Consider the following 20,147-nt stretch of genomic DNA (forward strand, 5'->3'; position numbering starts at 1 on the left):
AAACGTCCGCCCACTGCTTCTGCAGTACCTGTATGGGGCCTTAGCTCAGTTGGGAGAGCGCTTGCATGGCATGCAAGAGGTCAGGGGTTCGACTCCCCTAGGCTCCACCAAAACCTCATTCAGATAATTTGCGTCACTTAAGAATCTGAATGGAAAAGATAATTCACCGGTTCGAAGATCCGATTTGGAAGAGTAACTTCCCTTCTGAACAAATAGCATTCTAAGCAGCGCTCTCTTGCCCCTATAGTCGCTTTTTTTTCCATACTTTCCAAGATTTTGACAGAATTTTGGCGACCGGTTCGAACATCTCTTCAAAATTCCTTTGCGGAACTTCGAAATCTTCCAACTTCCGCTTGAGCTCTTCCTGCTTCATCGTCTGTCTGGCTACAGGAATGGCAACCCACACGTTGCGGACTTTTCCGCCGCTCCACCCATGATTGATAATACCTGGTCTGTAGCACATTGCGACAATAGTGACGTGTGCTTGTTTCAAGTTTCAATCCTGGCCGCTTTGACCGGATTGGGCCGTATAGTAAGGAATCTTGGAATTGCGGCCTGATCCAGGCAATATTGCCAAATCAAAGCGGTCTCAATCGAGTGCTGCGCCCACCCCAGAGTTTGATGCGGTAATGTTTACCGCTGTCAACTCAGCCAAGGATGGGCGAGACAGACATCCCCTAGCCCAATACTGCTGTAACCGCGCGCAGAGTTGCCGCGACGACGGTATCAGCTTCTTCACGACTCAGGCAAAACGGTGGCGCGAAGCCCAAGATGTCGCCTTGCGGCATAGCGCGTGCGATGACCTTATCCTGTGCCAAAAGAGCGGCTGAGACTTGCGGGCCGATCTTGTCCGCGGAGTCAAAGAAGGTGCGGCTATCTTTATCCTTCACGAACTCGACCGCGCACAACATTCCTTCGCCGCGCACATCGCCGACATTGCCGTGTGCTGACAGTGCATCCTTCATCGACTGTTTCAGATAAGCGCCGACGTTGCCTGCGTTTTCGATCAGGTTCAGATCATCAATCAATTTGAGGTTTGCCACACCGGCCGCGGCCCCGATCGGGTGTGCCGAATAGGTCCAGCCGTGGCCGATGGCGCCGTTTTCATCTGTGCCCTGTTCCAGCACCTTCCACACTTTTTCCGAAACAATCGAACCTGACAGCGGCGCGTAGGCCGAGGTGAGGCCTTTGGCGATGGTGATGATATCGGATTCCAAGCCGTAATGCTCAGAGCCGAACATGCTGCCCAGGCGGCCAAACCCGGTCACAACCTCATCGGCAACCAACAGGATGTCATGCTTGCGCAATACGGTCTGGATGGCGGCCCAGTAGCCTTCCGGCGGGGGCACGATACCGCCGGTTCCCAACACCGGCTCGCCAATAAACGCGGCGATTGTATCAGCGCCTTCACGTTCAATCAGCGCCTCCAGTTCAGTCACGCAATGCGCGACGAATTCGGCTTCGCTTTGGTCCAGATTATCGCGGCGGAAATAATAGGGCGCTTCGGTATGAACCACCTGCGTGAGCGGCAGATCGAACTTTTTGTGGAATAGTTCCAGCCCAGTCAGCGACCCGGTGACAAGGCCCGAGCCATGATACCCTCGCCAGCGCGAGATGATCTTTTTCTTTTCGGGGCGGCCCAGGATATTGTTGTAATACCATATTAATTTGACGTTGGTCTCATTTGCATCTGAACCGCCCAGGCCGAAATAGACCTTGGACATGTTCGAAGGCGCGCGATCAAGGATCATCTTGGACAGGGTGATGGAGGCTTCTGTGCCGTGGCCCACGTAGGAATGATAATAGGCCAACTCGCGGGCTTGATCCGCAATCGCTTCGGCAATTTCCTGACGGCCATAGCCCACATTCACGCAATAAAGTCCTGCAAAGGCGTCCAGCAATTTGGTACCATCACGGTCTTCGATATGGACCCCGCTTGCGGTTTTGATCACACGGGTCGCTGTTTCGCCCCGCGCGTGCTGGGCCAGATGAGTGGAGGGATGGAAAAAGTTCTCGCGGTCCCATTGGTCAAGTTGATCGTTCTTCAGCATCTTTTCACTCCTCATGCCCAGTCGCGGCAGACATATTTGATTTCGGTAAACTCTTCCATTCCCCGTCTTGCCCCCTCACGGCCCAGACCGGATTGTTTGGTGCCGCCAAAGGGGATCGGCGCGCCGGTGACCTTGGTGCGATTCACCGCCACCATGCCAAATTGCAATGCACGAGATACGCGGTAAATACGGCGTGGGTCATGGCTGTGCAGATACGCAACCAAACCGTATTCGGTGTCATTGGCCCGGGCGATCACCTCTTCTTCGGTATCAAAGGGCGCAATGGCCGCCACAGGGCCAAATGTTTCCTCTGACATAACCACGGCATCGGCAGTCACGTCGGTCAGAACCGTGGGCTGATAAAACAGCGGGCCGAGAGGATCCCTTGCACCTCCGCACGCCAGTTTGGCCCCCTTGGCCAGCGCATCGGCGACATGTTCTTCCTGCTTTTGAACCGCCTTTTCATTCATCAGAGGGCCGATGTCGGGGTCGTCCATACCGATACCAAGGGACAACCTGCGGGTCGCTTCGGTGAACTGCGAGCAGAATGCGTCGTAAATTGAGCGCTCCACAAATATCCGATTGGCGCCAAGACAGTCCTGCCCGGATGTGGCGAATTTGGCCTTGATCGTTTCAGAAACCGCAATTTCAAGATCGGCCCCTTTGAACACAATCACCGGTGCATGCCCGCCTAGTTCCATTACAAGTTTTTTCACTGTGTCGGCGGACTGACGGTAAAGTAACCGTCCGATTTCGGTGGAGCCTGTGAACGAGAGTGCCCGAACACGGGTGTCTTTCGTCCAAGGTTCGACCACGGTCGAGGCCTGGCCGGTGACCACGTTGAACACGCCCGCCGGAATACCCGCCTTTTCCGCCAGTTCAGCCAACGCGAGGGCCGAAAACGGGGTTTCACCTGAGGGGTGAGCCACAACCGTACACCCCACGGCCATGGCTGCTGCTGCTTTGCGGGTCAGCATGGCAGCAGGGAAATTCCACGGTGTGATCATTGCCACCACCCCGACCGGCTCTAGCCAAACCTCGACCTCGGCATCGGGCAGATGGCTGGTGACGCCTTCAATATTGGGTCGCTTGGCCTCTTCGGCGTAGAATTCTACAAAAGACGCAGCATAATCAATTTCACCGCGCGCCTCGGACAGGGGCTTGCCCTGTTCCAGTACCATGATCCGTGCCAGATCTTCTTTGTGGTGCAGCATTAGGTCGAACCAACGGCGCAGAATGGCGGATCGGTCTTGTGGCAAGAGGCCCGACCAGGTCGGAAAGGCGGCCTGTGCCGCATCCACGGCGGCAGAGGATTCCTCTGCCGAAAGGCTGGCGGCCTCACCGATAACATCGCCAGTTGCCGGATCGGTGACGCGGATGGTGTAACCCGACGAAGCTGCACACCATTTACCATTCACATAGGAAAAACTACGCGCCAAAGATTTGTCAGCAATATCATCGCGCGCAGAAAGTGCAGTGTCTTTCATGGATACCTCTCCCTCGATGCCCGACAATGTCGGGCATTACAGGCAAAGGATGAGACCAAATTTCAGGGCCAAAGCAGAGTATTCTACTGTCAACCATCTCTCAGGCAGAGGGTTACTCCTGCCATCCAGCAATGAGGGAAATCGGCGGAACGCCCTGCCCCTTCACTGGTTTGGTGACAATATAGGTAAAATATTTTTCCAGACCAATGTCAGCATTGAGCATTTCATCAATCAGGCGTTGATAGGCATCGATATCGCGCGTCACGATTTGCAGGATGTAATCAAATCCTCCGCCAAGCGCCCAGCAGGCCAACACTTCTTCATAGCGTTGCATTGCGGCCTCAAAAGCCTGAAAGCTGGCAGCGGTATGATCGGACAGTTCGGCCGCAACAAAGACAGTTACATGTGGCCCAAGTTTGCGCAGGTTGATCTCGGCTCTATATCGCTTGATCAACCCGGCTTTTTCCAACTTTTTCAGCCGCTCCCAGCAGGGGGTGGGCGACAGGCCAACGCGGTCGGCCAAAGCCGTTTTTGTGATGCGCCCGTCGGTTGAAAGCACCCGTAGAATATCCAGATCGCGGGCGTCGAGCCGCATGGTCTCACCTCCGGGGAATAAAGTTATCCAACGTTCAACCCGATCACCGCCGCGCAATCGCCCGCTTTGATGAGACCGGGAAAGTGGCGACTGATCAAAAGGCCCGTAACTTTGGCACGGTATTCAATCGGGGCAATCCCGGTGCGATCAACGGGCCAAACGCGGGCCACAACATCGCCTTGGTTGACCTGTTCACCAAGATCAACCATCGGCTCGTAGAGGCCATCGTTTTCCGAGAACACGAAGCAGTTACCATCGGGCATATCCAGGCGCACGGTTGGATCAATCTGCATCTCGCCCTTCAGAATTCCTGCATGGATCAGCACATTGCGCAGGCCCTTTTTTGCAACAGCAATCGACTTGGCTGTGGCAGAGCCACCACCGCCCAATTCTGTTGAAACCAGAACCTTACCCATATCTTCGACCGCGGTGTCGTACATTCCGACATTGTCGATCTCCAGTAGCTGCACCGAATAGGGGGCGTTAAAGGCGGCCATCGCGGCGAAACAGGCCGCTTCATTGGCTTTATCTTCAAGGATATGGGCCGCCGCGAAGGGCACGAAATCCAGCGTTTTTCCGCCTGAGTGAAAATCCACCGCAATATCGGCCATTGGCAAAAGAACGCGCTGGAAATAGTCGGCAATCTTTTCGGTTGGGGTGCCATCTGGCCGGCCCGGAAAGGCACGGTTCATATTGCCTTTGTCGATGGGGGACGTGCGTAACCCGGCGCGAAAAGCGGGATAATTGAAGGCAGGCACGATGATCACGCGTCCGGTGATGTCCTCGGGCTTTAGCGTAACCGTCAGTTCTTGCAACGCCACGGGCCCTTCATATTCATCGCCATGGTTGGCGCCGGTCAGCAAAGCCGTAGGCCCATCTCCGTTTTTGATAACCGTTAGCGGGATCATAATTGACCCCCATGCACTGTCATCCCGGCTGTAAGGCAGCCGTAGGAAACCGTGGTGGATACCATCGCTATCCAGCGGGATCGTCGGGGAAATTGGGTTGGGTGTCATTACTCAGTCCTTCACAACCATTTTGCGGGGCACGTTGGCCAGGCACTCATGGCCGGTTCTGGTGATGCGGATGCTTTCAGTAATCTCAAAACCCCAATCCTCCATCCAGAGGCCGGTCATGAAGTGCAGGGTCATGTTCTCCTGCAGAACCGTCTTGTCGCCAGGGCGAAGCGAGAAGGTCCGCTCGCCCCAGTCAGGCGGGTAGCTGACACCGATCGGGTAACCGGTGCGGTTATCTTTGGTGATCCCGTATTTCTTTAGCACGCTGAAGAAGGCATTGGCGACATCCTCGCAGAGGTTGCCCTCTTTTGCAGCCTCCAGCCCGGCCTCCATGCCCTCAAGCACAGCCTTTTCAGCGTCGAGGAATGTTTGCGTGGGCTTTCCAAGGAAGACCGTGCGCGACAGCGGGCAGTGGTAGCGTTTGACGACACCTGCGATCTCGAAAAACGTGCCTTCGCCGGATTTCATTGGCTGATCGTCCCATGTCAAATGCGGGGCTGAGGCATCCGCGCCTGAGGGCAAAAGTGGCACCAGCGCGGGATAGTCTCCGCCCGCACCGATCTGTGCGTCATAGCGTAAGGCCGCATCATAGATTTCGGCCACCAGATCGCATTTGCGGATGCCCGGCTCAACCTTTTCAAAGATACGTTCATGCATGCGGCCCACAATGCGGCCTGCTTGGCGCATGTATTCCAGCTCGGTTTCAGATTTTACCGCGCGCTGCCAGTTGACCAACGCAGTCGCATCGGAAAATTTGGCATTTGGCATGTGGTGCTGTAGCGCGGCAAAGGCCGCAGCTGTGAACCAGTAGTTGTCCATCTCAACGCCGATATGGCCCTTATCCAGCTTACGATCGGCCAGCTGTCCTGACAGGTAATCCATCGGGTGACGTTCGGTGGATTGTACATAATGGTCCGGGTAACCGATGATATTGGCGGGATCCATAAAGCAGGTGCGAAGCGCGCCATTGGCATCTTGTCCACGGCCGTACCAGACCGGCTCGCCAGTGAGACTCAGCACTACGCATTGATGCACGTAAAAAGACCAACCGTCATAGCCGGTCAACCAGTTCATGTTCGAAGGGTCCGTCACGATCAGAAGGTCAAGCCCACGTTCGGCCATGGCGGCGCGGGTTTTTGCAATGCGCTGGCTGAACTCATCGCGTGAGAAGTGGAGTTTTGGTTCTGGCATAGAATTAATCCGTTGTTAGCTTGAAAACGTGGTGCCTTTGCCTGAGTTTTCCGCGCGCTGGCGAGCAAGCGTGGCAATGGCGGTATCCTGGACACCCGTACCTGTCAGGTCAGCAATAATGATGTCACTGTCGGATTGTCGCCCCGGCGCCTTGTCGGAGGTGATATCACCCAGTTCAGCAAACCTGCCATCAGCCGGGAAAATGCCCACCGCAATGGCGCTGCGCAGTTCGCCTTTGAGGGCGCATTGGGCTTGGCTGTCGGGCACATAGAGCGTTGCCTTGGCAATACAACCCGGGTCAAGCTCGACCTTGTGTTCCTGATCCGAACCCATCGCAATGATAAGCTGCCCCGGTTGCAGCCAGTCCGCTTTGATCAGCGGAATGTCCGAAGGGGTTGTCGTGACGATGATATCTGCCGAGGACACGGCACCCGCCCTATCAGTGCTGGCCGTGACGTCGACCCCAAGTTCTTCGCGAAGGCTGGAAGCCAATGTTTCGGCCTTGGCCGCATCCCGCGCCCAGATCACAGCGCTTTCGATGCCGCGCACAAGGGTCAGCGCCTTGAGTTGTAGCTTCGCCTGCACACCAGCACCGATGATACACGCGCGTGTCGCGTCCTCGCGCGCAAGGTGGCGCGCAGATACCGCTCCCGCAGCGGCGGTGCGCACATCCGTGAGATAACCATTATCCAGAAGCAAAGCTTCCAGAACGCCAGTGGTGCTTGAGAATAGCACCATCAAGCCTGATGTGCTGGGCAGGCCCAGCTTGGGATTATCGAAAAAGCCAGGACTCATCTTCATGGCAAAGCTGTCTATGCCGGGGACATAAGCAGACTTTACACATACCTCGCCATTATGATCGGGGACCATCAGTGTCATGATCGGCGGCATGATAACCTTGCCCCCGGCGAGCGTCGTAAAGCCCTGTTCGATGCAGTCCACCGCGTCCATATCCAGTGGCACCAGATCTCGCAGTTCGGCCTCGGTCAGTATTTTGATCTCCGGCATCCTACCCCTCCGCCGTTACATCTACATCTTCGCCGGAGATGATCCGGTGGTGCAGTTGCATGTCGATGTTTTGCCCCGAGATCAGCGCGACGCACCGACCTGGGTCTTTGATTTTTCCCGCCAGAAGCGCGGCAATGCCGACACTGCCGGACCCTTCAATGATCTGACGTTCCTGCCAATAGGCGTGGCGGATAGCAGCAGCGATCTCGGTCTCGGTCACAAGAATCAGATCATCAACAAAGGCACGAGTCATGGCAAAAGTGTGCTGGTTGTCCAATCCAACCCCACCGCCCAGCGAGTCGGCCAGTGTCGACAGTTCTTCGACCAGAACCGGTTTCCCCGCCTTCTGGCTTTCATACATAGCCGCCCCGCGCTCCATCGAAATTCCGATAACGCGGACCTGCGGATTAACCGCCTTCATCACCATCCCGACGCCGGAAATCAGCCCGCCGCCCGACAGCGGCACCAGAACCGTTTCAAGATCCGGGGATTGTTCCAGCATTTCCAGTGCAACGGTGCTTTGCCCGGCAATGATATCGCGATGATCAAACGGGGGAAGCATGACCATCCCATCGGCGACCAGCCTGTCAACTTCTACCTGTGCGTCATCCTGAGAACGCCCGACAATGCGCACCTCTGCGCCCTGCGCCTTGATCCCATCCACTTTGTTTTGTGGAACCAGCTCGGACATGCAGATGATACACCGCACCCCGGCCTGCTTTGCCGCATAGGCCAAACCGCGCCCGTGATTGCCCGTCGATACACCTACCACACCTTTGGCGCGCTGCGCATCGCTAAGTGACAACACAGCATTGGATGCCCCGCGCAGCTTGAAACTGCCGGTAATCTGGCCTTGCTCCAGCTTGAGGCGAATATCACCGCCGGTGGCTTTGCTGAGCGCGTTTGACGACACCGTCGGCGTGACCCGGATCGACTGTGCGATCCGCGCGCGCGCAGCAAAACTATCCTGAAGTGTGATTTCAGAGCTCATCTCTTGTCCTGACTTTCTTCCTATTTACTGAACAACATACCGCCCGCGGGATAATTAGAAGTAATCCCAAGATGCCTCATGCAGCGCCAAACCATCGCCTGATTGGAGGTAACAACCGGTTTGCCAAGCCGGGCCTCCAATTGTGCGACACATGGGGCGGCACGCACCGCCGTACAGGAAATAAAAAGCGCATCAGCATCGGGATCGCACGCAGCAACACCACCTTCGATAATGCTGTCCCTTGAGACGCGCGCCATGTCGCGATCATCGGACAATCCAAAGCAAACAGCGTTCACCACGTCGAGGCCGTGTTGCGAGAAATAGGTGACCAGAGAATCCGTCACATCCTGCGTATAGGGCGTAAGAACACTTACTTTTTTTACCCCCAAAGCCTCAAATGCATCAAAGGCTGCCGAGCTGGGTGTGACGCATGGCGTGCCTGGCTTTGCGCTGTTCATGTGCTCGGCCACTTTGTCGTTCCCCAACACTACCGAAGCTGCAGTGCATCCATAGACCAATACATCTAGCGCCTCGCCAGGCAGGATCTCTGCTGCGGCATCGGTCAGCAGCGGCCCTGTCTTCAAAAGGCTTTCATGTGTGGTTGGGTTTTCAAACCCGATCCGGTTTACATATACGCCCACATCATGCCCATGCAGAATGCGTGCGAAATCAGTTTCCGTCGTATGATCCGTGGCCAGCGTGACCAACCCGATACGATGTGTGACAGGGCGAGCATCCAGCGCGAGAGCCACAGACGAAGTCGAAGATTGTATATCCAAAGCCATTGCCATCCTCACACCACCAGAACCGGGCATTGCGCAAGGCTGGTCACCTTGTGAGAGACGCTGCCCAGCAAATAGCCCTCAATCGATCCCAATCCCCGGCTGCCCATGACGATCAGGTCATTCTGATGTTCTTTGGAAAAGCTGACGATAGTCCGCGCCGTTGGCCCGCCTTTGACAAAGGCCCGGATGTTCTCGCACCCCGCCTCGCGCGCAATGGACGCGCCGCGTTCAGCAGTTATCTTTGCGTGATCGCGCATGATCCCGTCAATATCATCGGGCTTTTCTGCATCAATGACATACATCGATCCTTCCAGTATCGAATGATGACGGTAGAGCGTCAGTACCAACATTTCCGCATCACACAACCTAGCCAATTCAGCGGCTTTGCGAAGGGCGGCCTCTGATCCTTCAGACCCGTCAAAAGCAGCGAGTATTGATTTGAACATTTGTCGCTCCTTTTATTTGTTAAATGCAATGTCGCGCAAAAACAGTGCCACCTGCGGGAAGAAGATCATCAAAACCGAGACACTCAAAAGCATGATCACGAAAGGCGGCGTTCCTCTGATTACTTCCAGATAGGGACGTTTGAACACCGCTACCGCCGTGAAGATATCGCATCCGAACGGCGGGGTGGCCGAGCCGATGGCGGCCTGCAATGTGATCAAAGTGCCGACCAGAATTGGGTCCAGCCCGGTTTTCTCGACCACGGGCGCAAAGATCGGAACAAAGATCAAGATGACCACGATGGGATCCACGAACATACAGCCGATGAAGAACGCAATCGCGATTGTGAACAGGACGCCGATCTGCCCCATTTCATCAATGCCAAGAGCGCCCAAAATCTGTTGCGGTATCTGCGCGAATGACAGAACCCAGGCAAAGGCAGCACCTGCACCCACCAAAATAAAAACTACCGCCGTTACCATGCCCGTTGACAGGGCGACCTGGTATAGGCCGGTGATTTTCATTGTTTTGAAAATGAAGACTTCCAGCAACACCGCATAGGCCACGCTGATTGCTGCGGCTTCGGTCGGGCTGAAAATGCCGAAGAAGATGCCGCCGATGATCAGAACCGGGAAACCCAGCGGCCACAAGGCCCGTCTAACCGCTACCGCGCGTTCGCACCATGTGGCGGCCGGTTCAGTGGGGACGTCATTTATTTTGGCGTAGATCATACTGTAGACCGAGAACATGAACAGGATTAACAATCCGGGCCCGATGCCCGCGATGAACAGTTCAGGGATGGAGGCCTTGGCAACTACACCGTAGATGATCATACCAATACTGGGCGGGATCAGGAACGCGATGTCACTTGAGTTGACGATCAGGGCCAAAATGAAAGAATCCTTGTAGCCACCTTTCAGCATTCGGGGCCTGAGTGGCGTTCCCACCGCAACGACCGTGGCTTGGGTGGACCCGGACACGGCACCGAACAATGCGCAAGCCGCAGCTGTACTGACGGCCAACCCCCCTCGAACATGGCGAACAAAGGCCATGACCATATCAATCAGCCGCCCTGCGGACTGGCCACGTGTCATGATATCCGCTGCCAGAATGAACATAGGCACGGCGATCAATGAAGAGGGCCGGATACCACCCAACATTTGCTGAATCATAAACTCGGTTTTGTCGATTGTGCCAAACAACTCGATCACGCCGATGAACGCGCCGGCAATGAGGGGTACCATCATCGGGAAACCCATAAGCAGCAGGACAACCATTGCGGAAAACATCAAGAGTGCCATGGTTAAAGCTCCACTTCCAGTTCCCGCGCATCTGCTTCTCGCAGATCAGTTGACAGGTAGATTTCAGGTTCCTGAAGATTTTTGATGAAAGTGAGCGCGTATTGAACCCCGGTCACAAACAGCCCAATCGGCACCCAGATGTAGCTGAGATAAACAGGGAATCCGAGGGCAGGATAGACCCGCCCCTTGGCGTACATGCTGATGATGTATTGCACAGCGTACCACGCCAAGAGCAGCAACAGCACAGCGGTGACTCCCGTGACTACAACCATCAAGATTTTTCTGACCCGTTCGGGTAACGCGTCTGAGATGGCGGACATGCGGATATGCCGACCATGGCGCGCGGCGTAGCCGATACCAGCAAATGTCACCAACAATATGAATATACTGTTCAACTCTTCGGCGAATATAATGGAGTGGTTGAAAACAAACCGGCTGATGACATTTGCGATGGTGTTGACTGCCATCAGAATGACGCCTGTGGCCATGATCACCCGCTCAAGCGCAGCGATCCCCTTGTCAATGCCATCAACAATTCCGGCAAGGCCCGACTTTTTCTTCGTCGTTTCGCTCATATTCCCCCCGAACATTCGCAATATAGGCTGATCGCCGGTTTACTATTTCCAAATTGCAGGCCCGAACTATGGTTCTGGGCCTGCACCGATTTTTCAGATGAACACATCGCAAACGTGATGGATGCCTGTTGCTAAGCGCTACTGCTGCGCAGCCGCTAGATCCTTCTTCATTTGCTCGAGGATGGCAGCGCCACGTTCGCCCGCTCTTTCGACAAAGGCTGCTTCGACCGCTTTTGCACGTTCTTTAAAGGGTGCACGCTCTTCCTCGGTTAGCCGGTTTATTGTGTAGCCCGGATTGCTCTCCTGAATTTTTGCCAGACCGGTTGCATCCAGTTCGACGGCAACATCAAGAATATAATCGAGTGCGACTTGCGACGCATTCTGAACAAGTTCTTTGTCCGCATCGCTTAGCGCGTCGTAAAACTCGGCATTTGCCATCACAGCAGTCGTGTACTGACCATGTCCGGTATAGGTCATCACATTAGTCAGGTTATCCAGATCATAGGCCTCGATCCAAATTGCCGGGTTTTCCTGCCCGTCAACCATTTTAGTTTTCAGTCCGCCGATCAGCTCGCCCCAAGGCATGGCAATCGGGGAAGCGCCAAAGGCCGTGTAAGTCTCCAAAAGCAATGGTGAGGTCATGGTCCGAATTTTCATACCTTCCAAATCGGCAGGTGTCCGAAATTCCTCCATTGTGGTGACCACCATTTCACCTTCCGGGAACACCGACAACAATTCCAGTCCCTGTTCGCGATAGATATCGTGGAACATCTCGTTTACAGCGACGCCTTCTTTGAAAAACTTGCGCACGACTTGAGGGTCCGTCGGCTGGATATATGGCACCAGAAAGGCTTCGGCTTCTGGGATCAACGCACCGGTGAAACCTGGAGATTGATCAATGAACTGCAGCAATCCAGCCTGGGCCTGCTCCATGGCGTCGGCCGATTCACCAAGCGTACCCACAGGGTAAATCTGGACTGTGTGATCCGAGTTGGCTTCGATTTCCTCTTTGAACTTGGTGGCGTACAGGCCTTGCGGATCTGTCAGCCCCTCTTCCATAGCATAGCGCCAATTGTCCGCATAAGCGGCAGTTGAGGTTAGCAATGCAGCAGCAAGGGGTGCGCAGACGCGCAGGGCAAAACGTGCAGTCTTGGTCATCATATCCTCCCAGATATCACCTTCTTTGTTAGTGATGTTCCACCACATCCCGAAGATTGTACTGCGAGTCAATTATTATATTGTTGCGCTACATTCTAATAAGCGAATTGCGGCAAAGGCTCGCGTGGGCGCAAAAGTAAACCGGCCAGAAGCTTCAGAGCTTGGCGAAAACGTTCGATTTCGCGAATGCTTCCCACCGAAATGCGCACTGCATTTGTTGGGGTAGCCTTGGGAGAAAGGAATGGGCTTTCGGGGGACACCGCAACATTTAGTTCGCGGGCATGGGCGACAAAACTGTTGGAATCCCAATCTGGAGGGAGCTGCAACCAAAGATGCAAACTGGCCGGATGGCCCGTCCATTTAAAACCAGCAAGCTCTTGCGATGCTATGTGATACCGCTTGACTATTTCTGCGCGCTGCCAATCCGCCAGCGCTTGTGCTGTGCCATCTTCCACCCAGCGTGAGGCAAGTTCGCAGATCAGCGGCGTTGCCATCCAACCAAATACGATCAGTCTCGCTGTCAAGGCAGGAAGCAAATGGTCCGGAGCAACGGCATAACCCGCACGCAACCCGCTGACCGTGCATTTGGTGAACGTTGTCAGGTAGACCGACAGTTCTGGTGCGAACATCGAAACAGGCGGCTGGCGATCCGCTGCGACCGGACCAAACGCATCGTTTTCAATAATATGCAGCCTATGTTTGCGGGCGATTGCAGCAATTTGGCGCCGACGTTCCTCTGGCATCATATGTACATTAGGGTTGGCAAGAGATGGCAATAAATACAATGCTTTAGGGGACTTATCAACGCACGCCTTTTCCAATGCATCGGGCAGGATTCCGTGCTCATCAGTTTCAAGGCCAACATGTCGGTATCCGAAATATGCGACACTCGAAACCAAGAGGTGATGCGTGACCATATCTGACAGAATGACGTCGCCAGGACGCAATATCGCAGACATTGCTGCCGACATTCCATGCGTTACCCCATTCGTCATGAGGACTGAATCTGCATTTGTCTCGAGGCCGCAATGTGAAAGCCATTTGACTCCCGTTTTTCGGTGAGTTTCGTGGCCTACATTCGGGCGTGTAGAAAGATATATGGCCGGGTCGAGCCCGGCATGCAAAGTCCTCAGCGTTGATTGCATCGCCTCAACATGCAGGCCATTAAACAAGGGGCGCGAAATCGACATGTCGAACAGGTTTCGAGGTTCTGACTCCAACTTGAATGGCTGTCCGTCGGTTTTGTCAGTGTCGACAACATAGCTGCCACGCCCAATCTGACCATCGATCAGGTTTTGGCGACGCAGAATGTCGTAAGCTTTGCTGACGGTATTAACGCTCAACCTCAGGTCATCGGCCAGTTTCCGGTGTGTGGGTAATTTCTGTCCAGGTGACAAACTGCCGTCTTCGATCGCGCCTGCAATCATCGTGGCAAGGCTCGTATGCAGCGGTGAACTCAGCGTATCTCGGGATGGTTTCCAATTTGTCATGCGACAATAGTAACCAATTCGAATTCGCGAACAAGCAGATCAATCACAAAGAGCTTCACAGGGGTCGGAATTACAGCTTTTTCTATGTGTCTCCCTTGAAAAGAAAGTAATTGCTGTGACCGTGGATCTATCACTTAGTTTTCCTGAAGATCTCAACACGTCAGTATGCGCGGATTGTTCGGGACTGGATGAAGCCCATTGGCTTCGAGGCCAGCGCCTAAGGAACTCCATCAATGCGCCGGACCAAAGTCACGCAGTTCTACAAGAAAAGACAGGAAGTCTTCGGGCGATTCAGTTGCTCTTGGGTCATGCAAAGATGGTAAGCACGGTTCGGCATCTGAGCGTCGAGCTTGAAGACGCCTTTGCCATCGCAGCAGCAATCGAGATCAAGAGCTTGTAGACCAATTTTGAACCGGCCATCTGCTGCTGCGCATCTCATCGAACCTGCTGTTCGTTGCTAGCGCAAATTCTAACCCACCCCCAACTCGCAAGTTGAGGGATTTTTGCTCCGCGTCGCATAGAGAACAGACACGCGTTTAGCGACGTTTCTACAAGATGAGATGTCCTCGGCTGATTCCATACCTCAATCTACGGATCGCATCCTTGCAGGAGTTGCACTGATGCTTGGATTTTGCCTCACCGCTCCTTTGCTGGACGTAGCTGCAAAACTCGCGTCGGCTAGCGTACCAGTTGGGCAGATTACGGCTGCTCGCTTTGTAGTGCAGTGCGTGTTGATGGCCCCGTTCGTCTGGATAATGGGGCTGTCGTTGCATGTAGCGCGAGGCAAATTGATCGTACTCGCATTCCGCTCATTACTTTTGCTGTTCGCAACATTTTGCTTCATTGCTGCCATCCGTGTGATGCCACTCGCCGATGCGTTGGCAATCGTGTTTGTGGCCCCGTTCATTGTCTTGTTGGTTGGTAAGTTTTACCTTGGTGAAGACGTAGGTCCGCGTCGTGTCGGGGCAGCTCTTGTCGGGTTTGTTGGGGTAATGTTCGTCATCCAGCCCAGTTTCGCGGCCTTCGGCGCGGTTGCAATAATTCCGCTTGGTACGGCAGTTGCTTTCGCTTTCTACATTCTTGTGACGCGAGGATTGTCGCGTCGGATGCATCCCGTAGCTCTGCAATTCCACACTGGCCTGATTGCCAGCCTGTTTTCCATTCCAATCTTAATATTTGCGCAAGGCTCTGGTTCGGAGCTGTTCGATCCTGTTTGGCCGACAGACATCGCTTTGTTGTGGCTTTTGGGAGCTGGTTTTTTTGCAACGGTGAGCCACATGATGATGACCTATGCGCTTTCGTTCGCGCCTTCGGCCACATTGGCGCCTTTGCAGTACTTTGAGCTGCCGGTAGCGACCCTGTTCGGCTATCTTGTCTTCAATGACTTCCCGAACACGCTTAGCCTACTTGGTATTGCAATCATCATCAGTGCAGGGTTGTACATGATTCATCGCGAAAGAGTCGTAGCCAGACAATTGGTCACAGAACGTGCAGCACCTCCAATCTAAAACTACTCTCTCTCGCGGCCCATTTCAGACATTTAAGCAAAGCAGAATTTGGGATGACCGCTTCCGCCGAGCTAGCCCCGGTACACTGCACAACATCGGACGGCTACGGCCCTTCGCAAACCAGAGGGAAGGCACCGATTTCCGGAATCGTGAGCGTGCCTACAGTGACGGATTTGTCTCCTGCGACAGCGGTTATCAATCGAACCGAGGCAACGATCCGACTGTATTCGGGATCGGCAAAGTCGATTACAGTACGCATGTCGACATCGGCCCCCTGTGCCACGATGATTGGTATCGCACCATCGACTTCAGTAAGGCTCCAGTGTTTGCCGTCTGCGTGAATGGTCGCGCTTACGACTGCGAGACCAGGGACAGTTCCCAATCCGACATCAAATACAGCGCCTGACCCATCAGGGGCCTCGCAATACAGCCCGACAGTTGCGAATGCCGAGGTTGCCGAGAGGAGAGCTAAGAGCGTCAGTGCAGTAGTTCTGATCATGAACTTTCCTTTTCGTTCGCAATCCGGTCAAAATATATCTTTGGTTCAAAGTTCTCAATAAGCGCGTCTGAACGCAGATCAAAGAAGCAGAAACACCGGCACCCTCAAACCACTACGTTGCCCCAAATTAATGGCACCGCACGGCTGGAACTTGGCTGGTTCCAGTGAGATTCTGCGCGTCGGAGCGGACATCCAACTTCAGCGCAGCAGCGAAAGCAAAGATTTGCATCATCCATTTCTCTGGATGTCGACATTGTCAAAAATGTGGACAACGCTCCGCCCGGCTTTCTAGGTGAAGTTGGACACGACCTCACACACACGTTAGCCTTAAATTCAGAGCGGTACGACAAACGTTAAGGAGACCGTTTTGCGTTTATTTATGTGGATCGCCGCCACACTGCTATGCGGTTCGCTCGCCACTGCCGAGGAACGGCTGGCGATGGTTATTGGGATCGACAGCTATGAAAATATTAACGACCTGCAAAAGGCAGGCAATGACGCTCGAGCCGTCTCTGCCACGCTGAGCAAACTCGGATTTGTGGTCACCGAACTGATCGACCCCGAGCGGCTGGACCTGCGGCGCGGCCTTGTAGATTTCTCTCGCCAGATCAGTCCTGGCGACGAGGTCGTGTTCTACTTTGCAGGACACGGCATCGAAGTAGAAGGTCGCAATTACCTGCTGCCCACCGACGTACCCCAAGTGCGTCCGGGCGAAGAAGATTTTGTGACCGGCGAAAGCATCGCTGCTGACCAGATCCTTGATGTAATCCAGTCCCGCGGTGCGCGCGTGGCACTGATGATACTCGATGCCTGCCGCGACAACCCATTCCCCACCCAAGGTACCCGGTCCGTGGGCCGCTCGAGCGGGCTATCGCGAATGGAGCCGGCCGAAGGGGCCTTCGTCCTCTTTTCTGCCGGTACAGGCCAGACGGCGCTGGACCGACTGTCGGACAATGACCCAAACCCCAACTCGGTCTTCACTCGCTCCCTGCTGGAGCGGATGACCACACCCGGCCTACCTCTGAACGAGCTAGTGCGCCTTGTGCGGACCGACGTGCGTCAACTGGCTGCCAGTGTGAACCACAACCAGTTCCCAGCTTACTACGACCAGCTACAGGGCACATTTACCTTTGAGCGCGGCGGCCCCGCCCCGCTCCCAGTAACTGTTCCAACGCCCCAACCCTCTGCCCCTCAGATCAGCCCATGCGACGCGGCACGCGCTGACTGGGAGGTGCTACAAACCACGTCTAGCACCTCCGCGCTGGAAGCGTTCATGACCATGCACGCGGGCTGCCCCATCTATGCCGCCGCTGCTCAGGATCGGATCGACACGCTCAGTGCCGCTACCCAACCCGCCGAAAGGGCCGTGGCACCAGTGCCTTCGCCGCCCAGCACCTGCGAACAGCTTTGGTACTCGCGCAACCTCATTTTTCATAACAACGGCTTCTGCTTTCAGTCCACGCGTGCGCGGGCTGCCTTTGACACAAGCCAATGCACCACTCGAAACCCGCGCCTGACAGCAGCCGAACAAGGCGAGGTGCAGCGTCTGCAAGCGCTCGAAAGGGCCAATGGATGCTAATATCGCGGCTAGTCGCTGTCTCTCTTGCGCTTGGACTCTTGCCGAGTTTTGCGCGTGCAGATGGCTGCGTCCCCCGCGATTTTCTGGCGATGCCATTACCGCAGGGTCGGTCCGCCATCGCCACAGCACTTGAGACCGCATATCCCGGCCTGACCGTCGACGAAGCAGCGAAAACGCTGACAACGGGCGGCCAGACGCTGCCACTTGGCGCGGCTCATAACGGTCCGCCGAAGGAACGGCTGGCGAACGCCTCCATCACCGACCAGTTCGCACAGATTTATCCGCTGGCCTTTGACCTCGCGGCGCGTGACACACCCTGGTTCGATCCAGGCCGCGCCCGCAACGACGCCTTCTTCCGCGCACTTTATGGGCAAACAGAAACTCAGGTTGCCGCCCGGCTCTGGCGCGCAGAATACCAGGGGCCGAAGCGCCGCGCCCGTTTTGCCTTGAACAGCCACCACTGCGCTGCACATCAATTACAAGCTGCGTTCGATGCGATGGCTGCCAGTGGTGAGGATTTTGACCCATATTTCACCCAAGTCGGCGGAAGCTTTAACTGGCGCCGTATCGCTGGCACGCCACGGCTAAGCGCGCACAGCTTTGGTATCGCGGTCGACTTCAACACGCAGCTTGGCGGCTATTGGCGCTGGTCAGGCGCTCCTGAAGGCAACGCCGGGGCCTACGAAAATCAATACCCAGTTGCGCTCGTTCAGCAAATGGAACGCTTTGGGTTTATCTGGGGAGGCAAATGGCACCACTTCGATGGAATGCACTTTGAGTACCGACCCGAACTCATCTTATACGCACGCCTCAAAACGGGTTCACAAAACAACTGAGTCGCGCTTATCCTTGTCTGTCAAGACTCCTGAGTGGACACACACAATGAAGAACCTGACATCAGCGGCCTCCATTTGCATCGCGTGTGCCCTCGTGGCACCGCCGGTTTTTGCGGATTGCGGGTTTTGCGCCGAAAAGGTCACTTTGAACGAACTGCTCGCGAAATGCTATCTCAAGCGGCTGAACGACGAACGCTTGGCGGCATCACAGAACAACTCAGAGGTGCACCTTGTTGATTTGTCCGCATGTGGTTTAGATCGCAGTGCAACTGCGCTTCCTGACGTGCAAACCGATGGAGGGGGGCCGGTGCAGCTGGACCAGGCGTTTCTAATACCCGAACCGGCGCTTGATTGTCTTGCGCGCGAGGTCGAAACCGCGCAATTCGAAAAGGACAAAACACTGACATTTGAGGTCCGCGTTGACTGCTCCAACTGACAAACGGTCGATTAGGCGTACGCGTTCCAATGATCTGGACCCGGGCGCAGCCGAACTTTCCGGTGTTCTTGAACCTGTACAGGCGGACGAGGATGTCGAACCAGGAGACGACGGCCCGCTTGGCCGCCGCATTGCCACCGCCGACACGGCCCCCGCGCCTAAAACCGCATGGGAACGAATTGAGAGCACCTTTCGCCTTTTGTCACTGATCGCTATTGCCGCCTCCGCCGGGGTCTCGGCGTTGAACTTCTATCAGGGCTACCTCGACACAAAAAAGGAGCGCTCCATCGAGTTGATGTCGGACTGGCAGAAAACCGGTGCACGCGAAACATACACCCAACTAGGCAACGTTCTGATCCCCGCAATCAAAGCTGCGGGCGAAGTACCCGCGGACTTGCCCGAGCGAGCACGGCAACTGGCCCGTAAGCAGATCGGTGCGAACCTATTGGAAAATCTCAAAACAGGCGATGCAGATACACTCAAAGAAATCGAAGCGCAGATCGACACAGTAGTTGTGTTTTTCAGCGAGGTTGAATTTTGTTTACGTGCCGACCTTTGCAATACTCCTTTGCTCAAAGACTATTTTGGCACGGAAGTGACCTTATTTTGGGACTATTTTCAGGCCTACGCCTTTGAACAACGCGCCGGTCTATACCCAACCTACGGGGACGCGGTAGAAGCGCTGGCTATCAGCTTTGCAAGCCCATGAACGACGTTACGAAACGGCGCATATACTGAGGACCAACTTTTCCCAATAAAGATAATGTCGGCCCAAAAGAGACATTCCCCACCCGCGCGCGATGCTACGTTCGCAACCAGCGCTGCCCACCCCAGCCAGACACCGCAGCGCGTCAGACATGAGTTTCGCCAGAATATCGCCGGTAGCCGGCCAGACCGATGCTCTCGCCAGCAAGGGCAGTTACAACATCTGGATCAATACACAAACTCACGCGTCGATGAGCAGGTCTTGGGAAACCATATTTCCGACTTGGAGTATTTGCTGCGAGAGTGGCGAGAAGACCTCGACTATTCGACGGATTGAAATGCAGCAAATCGAACAACGGCCAATGCACAAAGCAAATACGATGTGACTAACCTTCCAGAAGACTGATGCGACCACTGAATCCCAGAGTAAGTTCCTCTACTATCCGATCGTCGGCGTTGACACTGTTGCGACCTGTGTTGCCGTTTGGCCGC

Annotated in this window: 20 protein-coding genes, 1 tRNA gene and 1 pseudogene; 7 read left to right on the forward strand and 15 right to left on the reverse strand. The window is 55.0% G+C overall.

The window, feature by feature from the left end; all coding sequences use genetic code 11:
• Window positions 1–34: 34 nt before the first annotated feature.
• A tRNA-Ala gene (locus tag AC2FH6_RS09470) sits at window positions 35–110 on the forward strand.
• Between the two features lie 131 nt (window positions 111–241).
• Here AC2FH6_RS09470 and AC2FH6_RS09475 read toward each other — a convergent pair.
• The 14 genes from AC2FH6_RS09475 to ehuR form a co-directional block, all read right to left on the reverse strand.
• Entirely contained in the window at window positions 242–493 is a 252-nt protein-coding gene (locus tag AC2FH6_RS09475; RefSeq protein WP_496702248.1) for a hypothetical protein, read from the reverse strand.
• A gap of 184 nt (window positions 494–677) precedes the next feature.
• The gene (locus AC2FH6_RS09480) at window positions 678–2,051 is read right to left on the reverse strand and encodes an aspartate aminotransferase family protein (RefSeq protein ID WP_496702250.1); all 1,374 of its coding nucleotides are present in this window, start codon (window positions 2,049–2,051) and stop codon (window positions 678–680) included.
• 11 nt (window positions 2,052–2,062) lie between these two features.
• Complete coding sequence (locus AC2FH6_RS09485) at window positions 2,063–3,538, reverse strand: NAD-dependent succinate-semialdehyde dehydrogenase (RefSeq protein WP_496693018.1); 1,476 nt, start codon at window positions 3,536–3,538, stop codon at window positions 2,063–2,065.
• 112 nt (window positions 3,539–3,650) lie between these two features.
• Window positions 3,651–4,133: an Lrp/AsnC family transcriptional regulator gene (locus AC2FH6_RS09490; protein WP_142637871.1), complete on the reverse strand. Its 483-nt coding sequence runs from the start codon at window positions 4,131–4,133 to the stop codon at window positions 3,651–3,653.
• A gap of 23 nt (window positions 4,134–4,156) precedes the next feature.
• A complete protein-coding gene (gene doeB / locus AC2FH6_RS09495; RefSeq protein ID WP_496702251.1) occupies window positions 4,157–5,149 on the reverse strand; it encodes a N(2)-acetyl-L-2,4-diaminobutanoate deacetylase DoeB in 993 nt (330 codons plus the stop codon).
• Between the two features lie 3 nt (window positions 5,150–5,152).
• Window positions 5,153–6,340, reverse strand: coding sequence for an ectoine hydrolase DoeA (gene doeA / locus AC2FH6_RS09500; protein WP_496702253.1), 1,188 nt, complete (start codon window positions 6,338–6,340; stop codon window positions 5,153–5,155).
• 15 nt (window positions 6,341–6,355) lie between these two features.
• Window positions 6,356–7,348, reverse strand: a complete 993-nt coding sequence (gene eutC, locus AC2FH6_RS09505; RefSeq protein WP_496702255.1) for an ectoine utilization protein EutC — start codon at window positions 7,346–7,348, stop codon at window positions 6,356–6,358.
• Window position 7,349: 1 nt separating this feature from the next.
• Window positions 7,350–8,339, reverse strand: coding sequence for a hydroxyectoine utilization dehydratase EutB (gene eutB, locus AC2FH6_RS09510; RefSeq protein ID WP_496702257.1), 990 nt, complete (start codon window positions 8,337–8,339; stop codon window positions 7,350–7,352).
• A gap of 20 nt (window positions 8,340–8,359) precedes the next feature.
• Window positions 8,360–9,124, reverse strand: coding sequence for an ectoine utilization protein EutA (gene eutA, locus AC2FH6_RS09515; RefSeq protein ID WP_496702259.1), 765 nt, complete (start codon window positions 9,122–9,124; stop codon window positions 8,360–8,362).
• An 8-nt stretch (window positions 9,125–9,132) separates the two neighbouring features.
• Window positions 9,133–9,570 carry a universal stress protein gene (locus tag AC2FH6_RS09520; RefSeq protein ID WP_496702261.1) on the reverse strand — a complete coding sequence of 146 codons (438 nt, stop codon included), beginning with the start codon at window positions 9,568–9,570 and terminating at the stop codon, window positions 9,133–9,135.
• Between the two features lie 12 nt (window positions 9,571–9,582).
• Window positions 9,583–10,869: a TRAP transporter large permease gene (locus AC2FH6_RS09525; protein WP_281973145.1), complete on the reverse strand. Its 1,287-nt coding sequence runs from the start codon at window positions 10,867–10,869 to the stop codon at window positions 9,583–9,585.
• Between the two features lie 2 nt (window positions 10,870–10,871).
• A complete protein-coding gene (locus tag AC2FH6_RS09530) occupies window positions 10,872–11,444 on the reverse strand; it encodes a TRAP transporter small permease (protein ID WP_281973146.1) in 573 nt (190 codons plus the stop codon).
• Window positions 11,445–11,582: 138 nt separating this feature from the next.
• A complete protein-coding gene (gene dctP, locus AC2FH6_RS09535) occupies window positions 11,583–12,602 on the reverse strand; it encodes a TRAP transporter substrate-binding protein DctP (RefSeq protein ID WP_271950046.1) in 1,020 nt (339 codons plus the stop codon).
• Window positions 12,603–12,697: 95 nt separating this feature from the next.
• Window positions 12,698–14,092 carry a MocR-like ectoine utilization transcription factor EhuR gene (ehuR, locus tag AC2FH6_RS09540; RefSeq protein WP_496702264.1) on the reverse strand — a complete coding sequence of 465 codons (1,395 nt, stop codon included), beginning with the start codon at window positions 14,090–14,092 and terminating at the stop codon, window positions 12,698–12,700.
• Window positions 14,093–14,235: 143 nt separating this feature from the next.
• Between ehuR and AC2FH6_RS09545 the strand changes: the two are divergent.
• Together AC2FH6_RS09545 and AC2FH6_RS09550 are read left to right on the forward strand one after the other, a co-directional pair.
• Window positions 14,236–14,492: pseudogene (locus AC2FH6_RS09545) on the forward strand (site-specific integrase); the annotation flags it as partial.
• Between the two features lie 160 nt (window positions 14,493–14,652).
• The gene (locus tag AC2FH6_RS09550) at window positions 14,653–15,600 is read left to right on the forward strand and encodes a DMT family transporter (protein WP_334223312.1); all 948 of its coding nucleotides are present in this window, start codon (window positions 14,653–14,655) and stop codon (window positions 15,598–15,600) included.
• Window positions 15,601–15,703: 103 nt separating this feature from the next.
• On the opposite strand, the gene AC2FH6_RS09555 is transcribed toward AC2FH6_RS09550, so the two are convergent.
• The gene (locus tag AC2FH6_RS09555; RefSeq protein WP_496702266.1) at window positions 15,704–16,099 is read right to left on the reverse strand and encodes a hypothetical protein; all 396 of its coding nucleotides are present in this window, start codon (window positions 16,097–16,099) and stop codon (window positions 15,704–15,706) included.
• Window positions 16,100–16,466: 367 nt separating this feature from the next.
• On the opposite strand from AC2FH6_RS09555, the gene AC2FH6_RS09560 reads away from it, so the two are divergent.
• From AC2FH6_RS09560 to AC2FH6_RS09575, 4 genes are read left to right on the forward strand one after another with little or no spacing between them, the layout of a single operon-like run.
• Window positions 16,467–17,678, forward strand: a complete 1,212-nt coding sequence (locus AC2FH6_RS09560; RefSeq protein ID WP_496702268.1) for a caspase family protein — start codon at window positions 16,467–16,469, stop codon at window positions 17,676–17,678.
• Window positions 17,672–18,514: a M15 family metallopeptidase gene (locus AC2FH6_RS09565; protein ID WP_496702270.1), complete on the forward strand. Its 843-nt coding sequence runs from the start codon at window positions 17,672–17,674 to the stop codon at window positions 18,512–18,514. Before AC2FH6_RS09560 ends, AC2FH6_RS09565 begins: the two co-directional genes overlap by 7 nt.
• Before the next feature lie 46 nt (window positions 18,515–18,560).
• A complete protein-coding gene (locus tag AC2FH6_RS09570) occupies window positions 18,561–18,950 on the forward strand; it encodes a hypothetical protein (protein WP_496693006.1) in 390 nt (129 codons plus the stop codon).
• The gene (locus AC2FH6_RS09575; RefSeq protein ID WP_496701225.1) at window positions 18,934–19,659 is read left to right on the forward strand and encodes a hypothetical protein; all 726 of its coding nucleotides are present in this window, start codon (window positions 18,934–18,936) and stop codon (window positions 19,657–19,659) included. Before AC2FH6_RS09570 ends, AC2FH6_RS09575 begins: the two co-directional genes overlap by 17 nt.
• Window positions 19,660–20,147 lie beyond the last annotated feature (488 nt).

It is taken from the genome of Ruegeria sp. CDSC045 (genome assembly GCF_059610725.1).

Bases quoted from the DNA above. Each gene is read 5' to 3' on its own strand.
- doeB (WP_496702251.1), bottom strand. From the start codon at position 5,149: ATGACACCCAACCCAATTTCCCCGACGATCCCGCTGGATAGCGATGGT.
- eutC (WP_496702255.1), bottom strand. From the start codon at position 7,348: ATGCCGGAGATCAAAATACTGACCGAGGCCGAACTGCGAGATCTGGTG.
- AC2FH6_RS09565 (WP_496702270.1), top strand. From the start codon at position 17,672: ATGCTAATATCGCGGCTAGTCGCTGTCTCTCTTGCGCTTGGACTCTTG.
- eutB (WP_496702257.1), bottom strand. From the start codon at position 8,339: ATGAGCTCTGAAATCACACTTCAGGATAGTTTTGCTGCGCGCGCGCGG.
- eutA (WP_496702259.1), bottom strand. From the start codon at position 9,124: ATGGCTTTGGATATACAATCTTCGACTTCGTCTGTGGCTCTCGCGCTG.
- doeA (WP_496702253.1), bottom strand. From the start codon at position 6,340: ATGCCAGAACCAAAACTCCACTTCTCACGCGATGAGTTCAGCCAGCGC.
- AC2FH6_RS09550 (WP_334223312.1), top strand. From the start codon at position 14,653: ATGTCCTCGGCTGATTCCATACCTCAATCTACGGATCGCATCCTTGCA.
- AC2FH6_RS09525 (WP_281973145.1), bottom strand. From the start codon at position 10,869: ATGGCACTCTTGATGTTTTCCGCAATGGTTGTCCTGCTGCTTATGGGT.
- AC2FH6_RS09555 (WP_496702266.1), bottom strand. From the start codon at position 16,099: ATGATCAGAACTACTGCACTGACGCTCTTAGCTCTCCTCTCGGCAACC.
- AC2FH6_RS09530 (WP_281973146.1), bottom strand. From the start codon at position 11,444: ATGAGCGAAACGACGAAGAAAAAGTCGGGCCTTGCCGGAATTGTTGAT.
- dctP (WP_271950046.1), bottom strand. From the start codon at position 12,602: ATGACCAAGACTGCACGTTTTGCCCTGCGCGTCTGCGCACCCCTTGCT.
- AC2FH6_RS09490 (WP_142637871.1), bottom strand. From the start codon at position 4,133: ATGCGGCTCGACGCCCGCGATCTGGATATTCTACGGGTGCTTTCAACC.
- ehuR (WP_496702264.1), bottom strand. From the start codon at position 14,092: ATGACAAATTGGAAACCATCCCGAGATACGCTGAGTTCACCGCTGCAT.
- AC2FH6_RS09520 (WP_496702261.1), bottom strand. From the start codon at position 9,570: ATGTTCAAATCAATACTCGCTGCTTTTGACGGGTCTGAAGGATCAGAG.
- AC2FH6_RS09485 (WP_496693018.1), bottom strand. From the start codon at position 3,538: ATGAAAGACACTGCACTTTCTGCGCGCGATGATATTGCTGACAAATCT.
- AC2FH6_RS09480 (WP_496702250.1), bottom strand. From the start codon at position 2,051: ATGCTGAAGAACGATCAACTTGACCAATGGGACCGCGAGAACTTTTTC.
- AC2FH6_RS09570 (WP_496693006.1), top strand. From the start codon at position 18,561: ATGAAGAACCTGACATCAGCGGCCTCCATTTGCATCGCGTGTGCCCTC.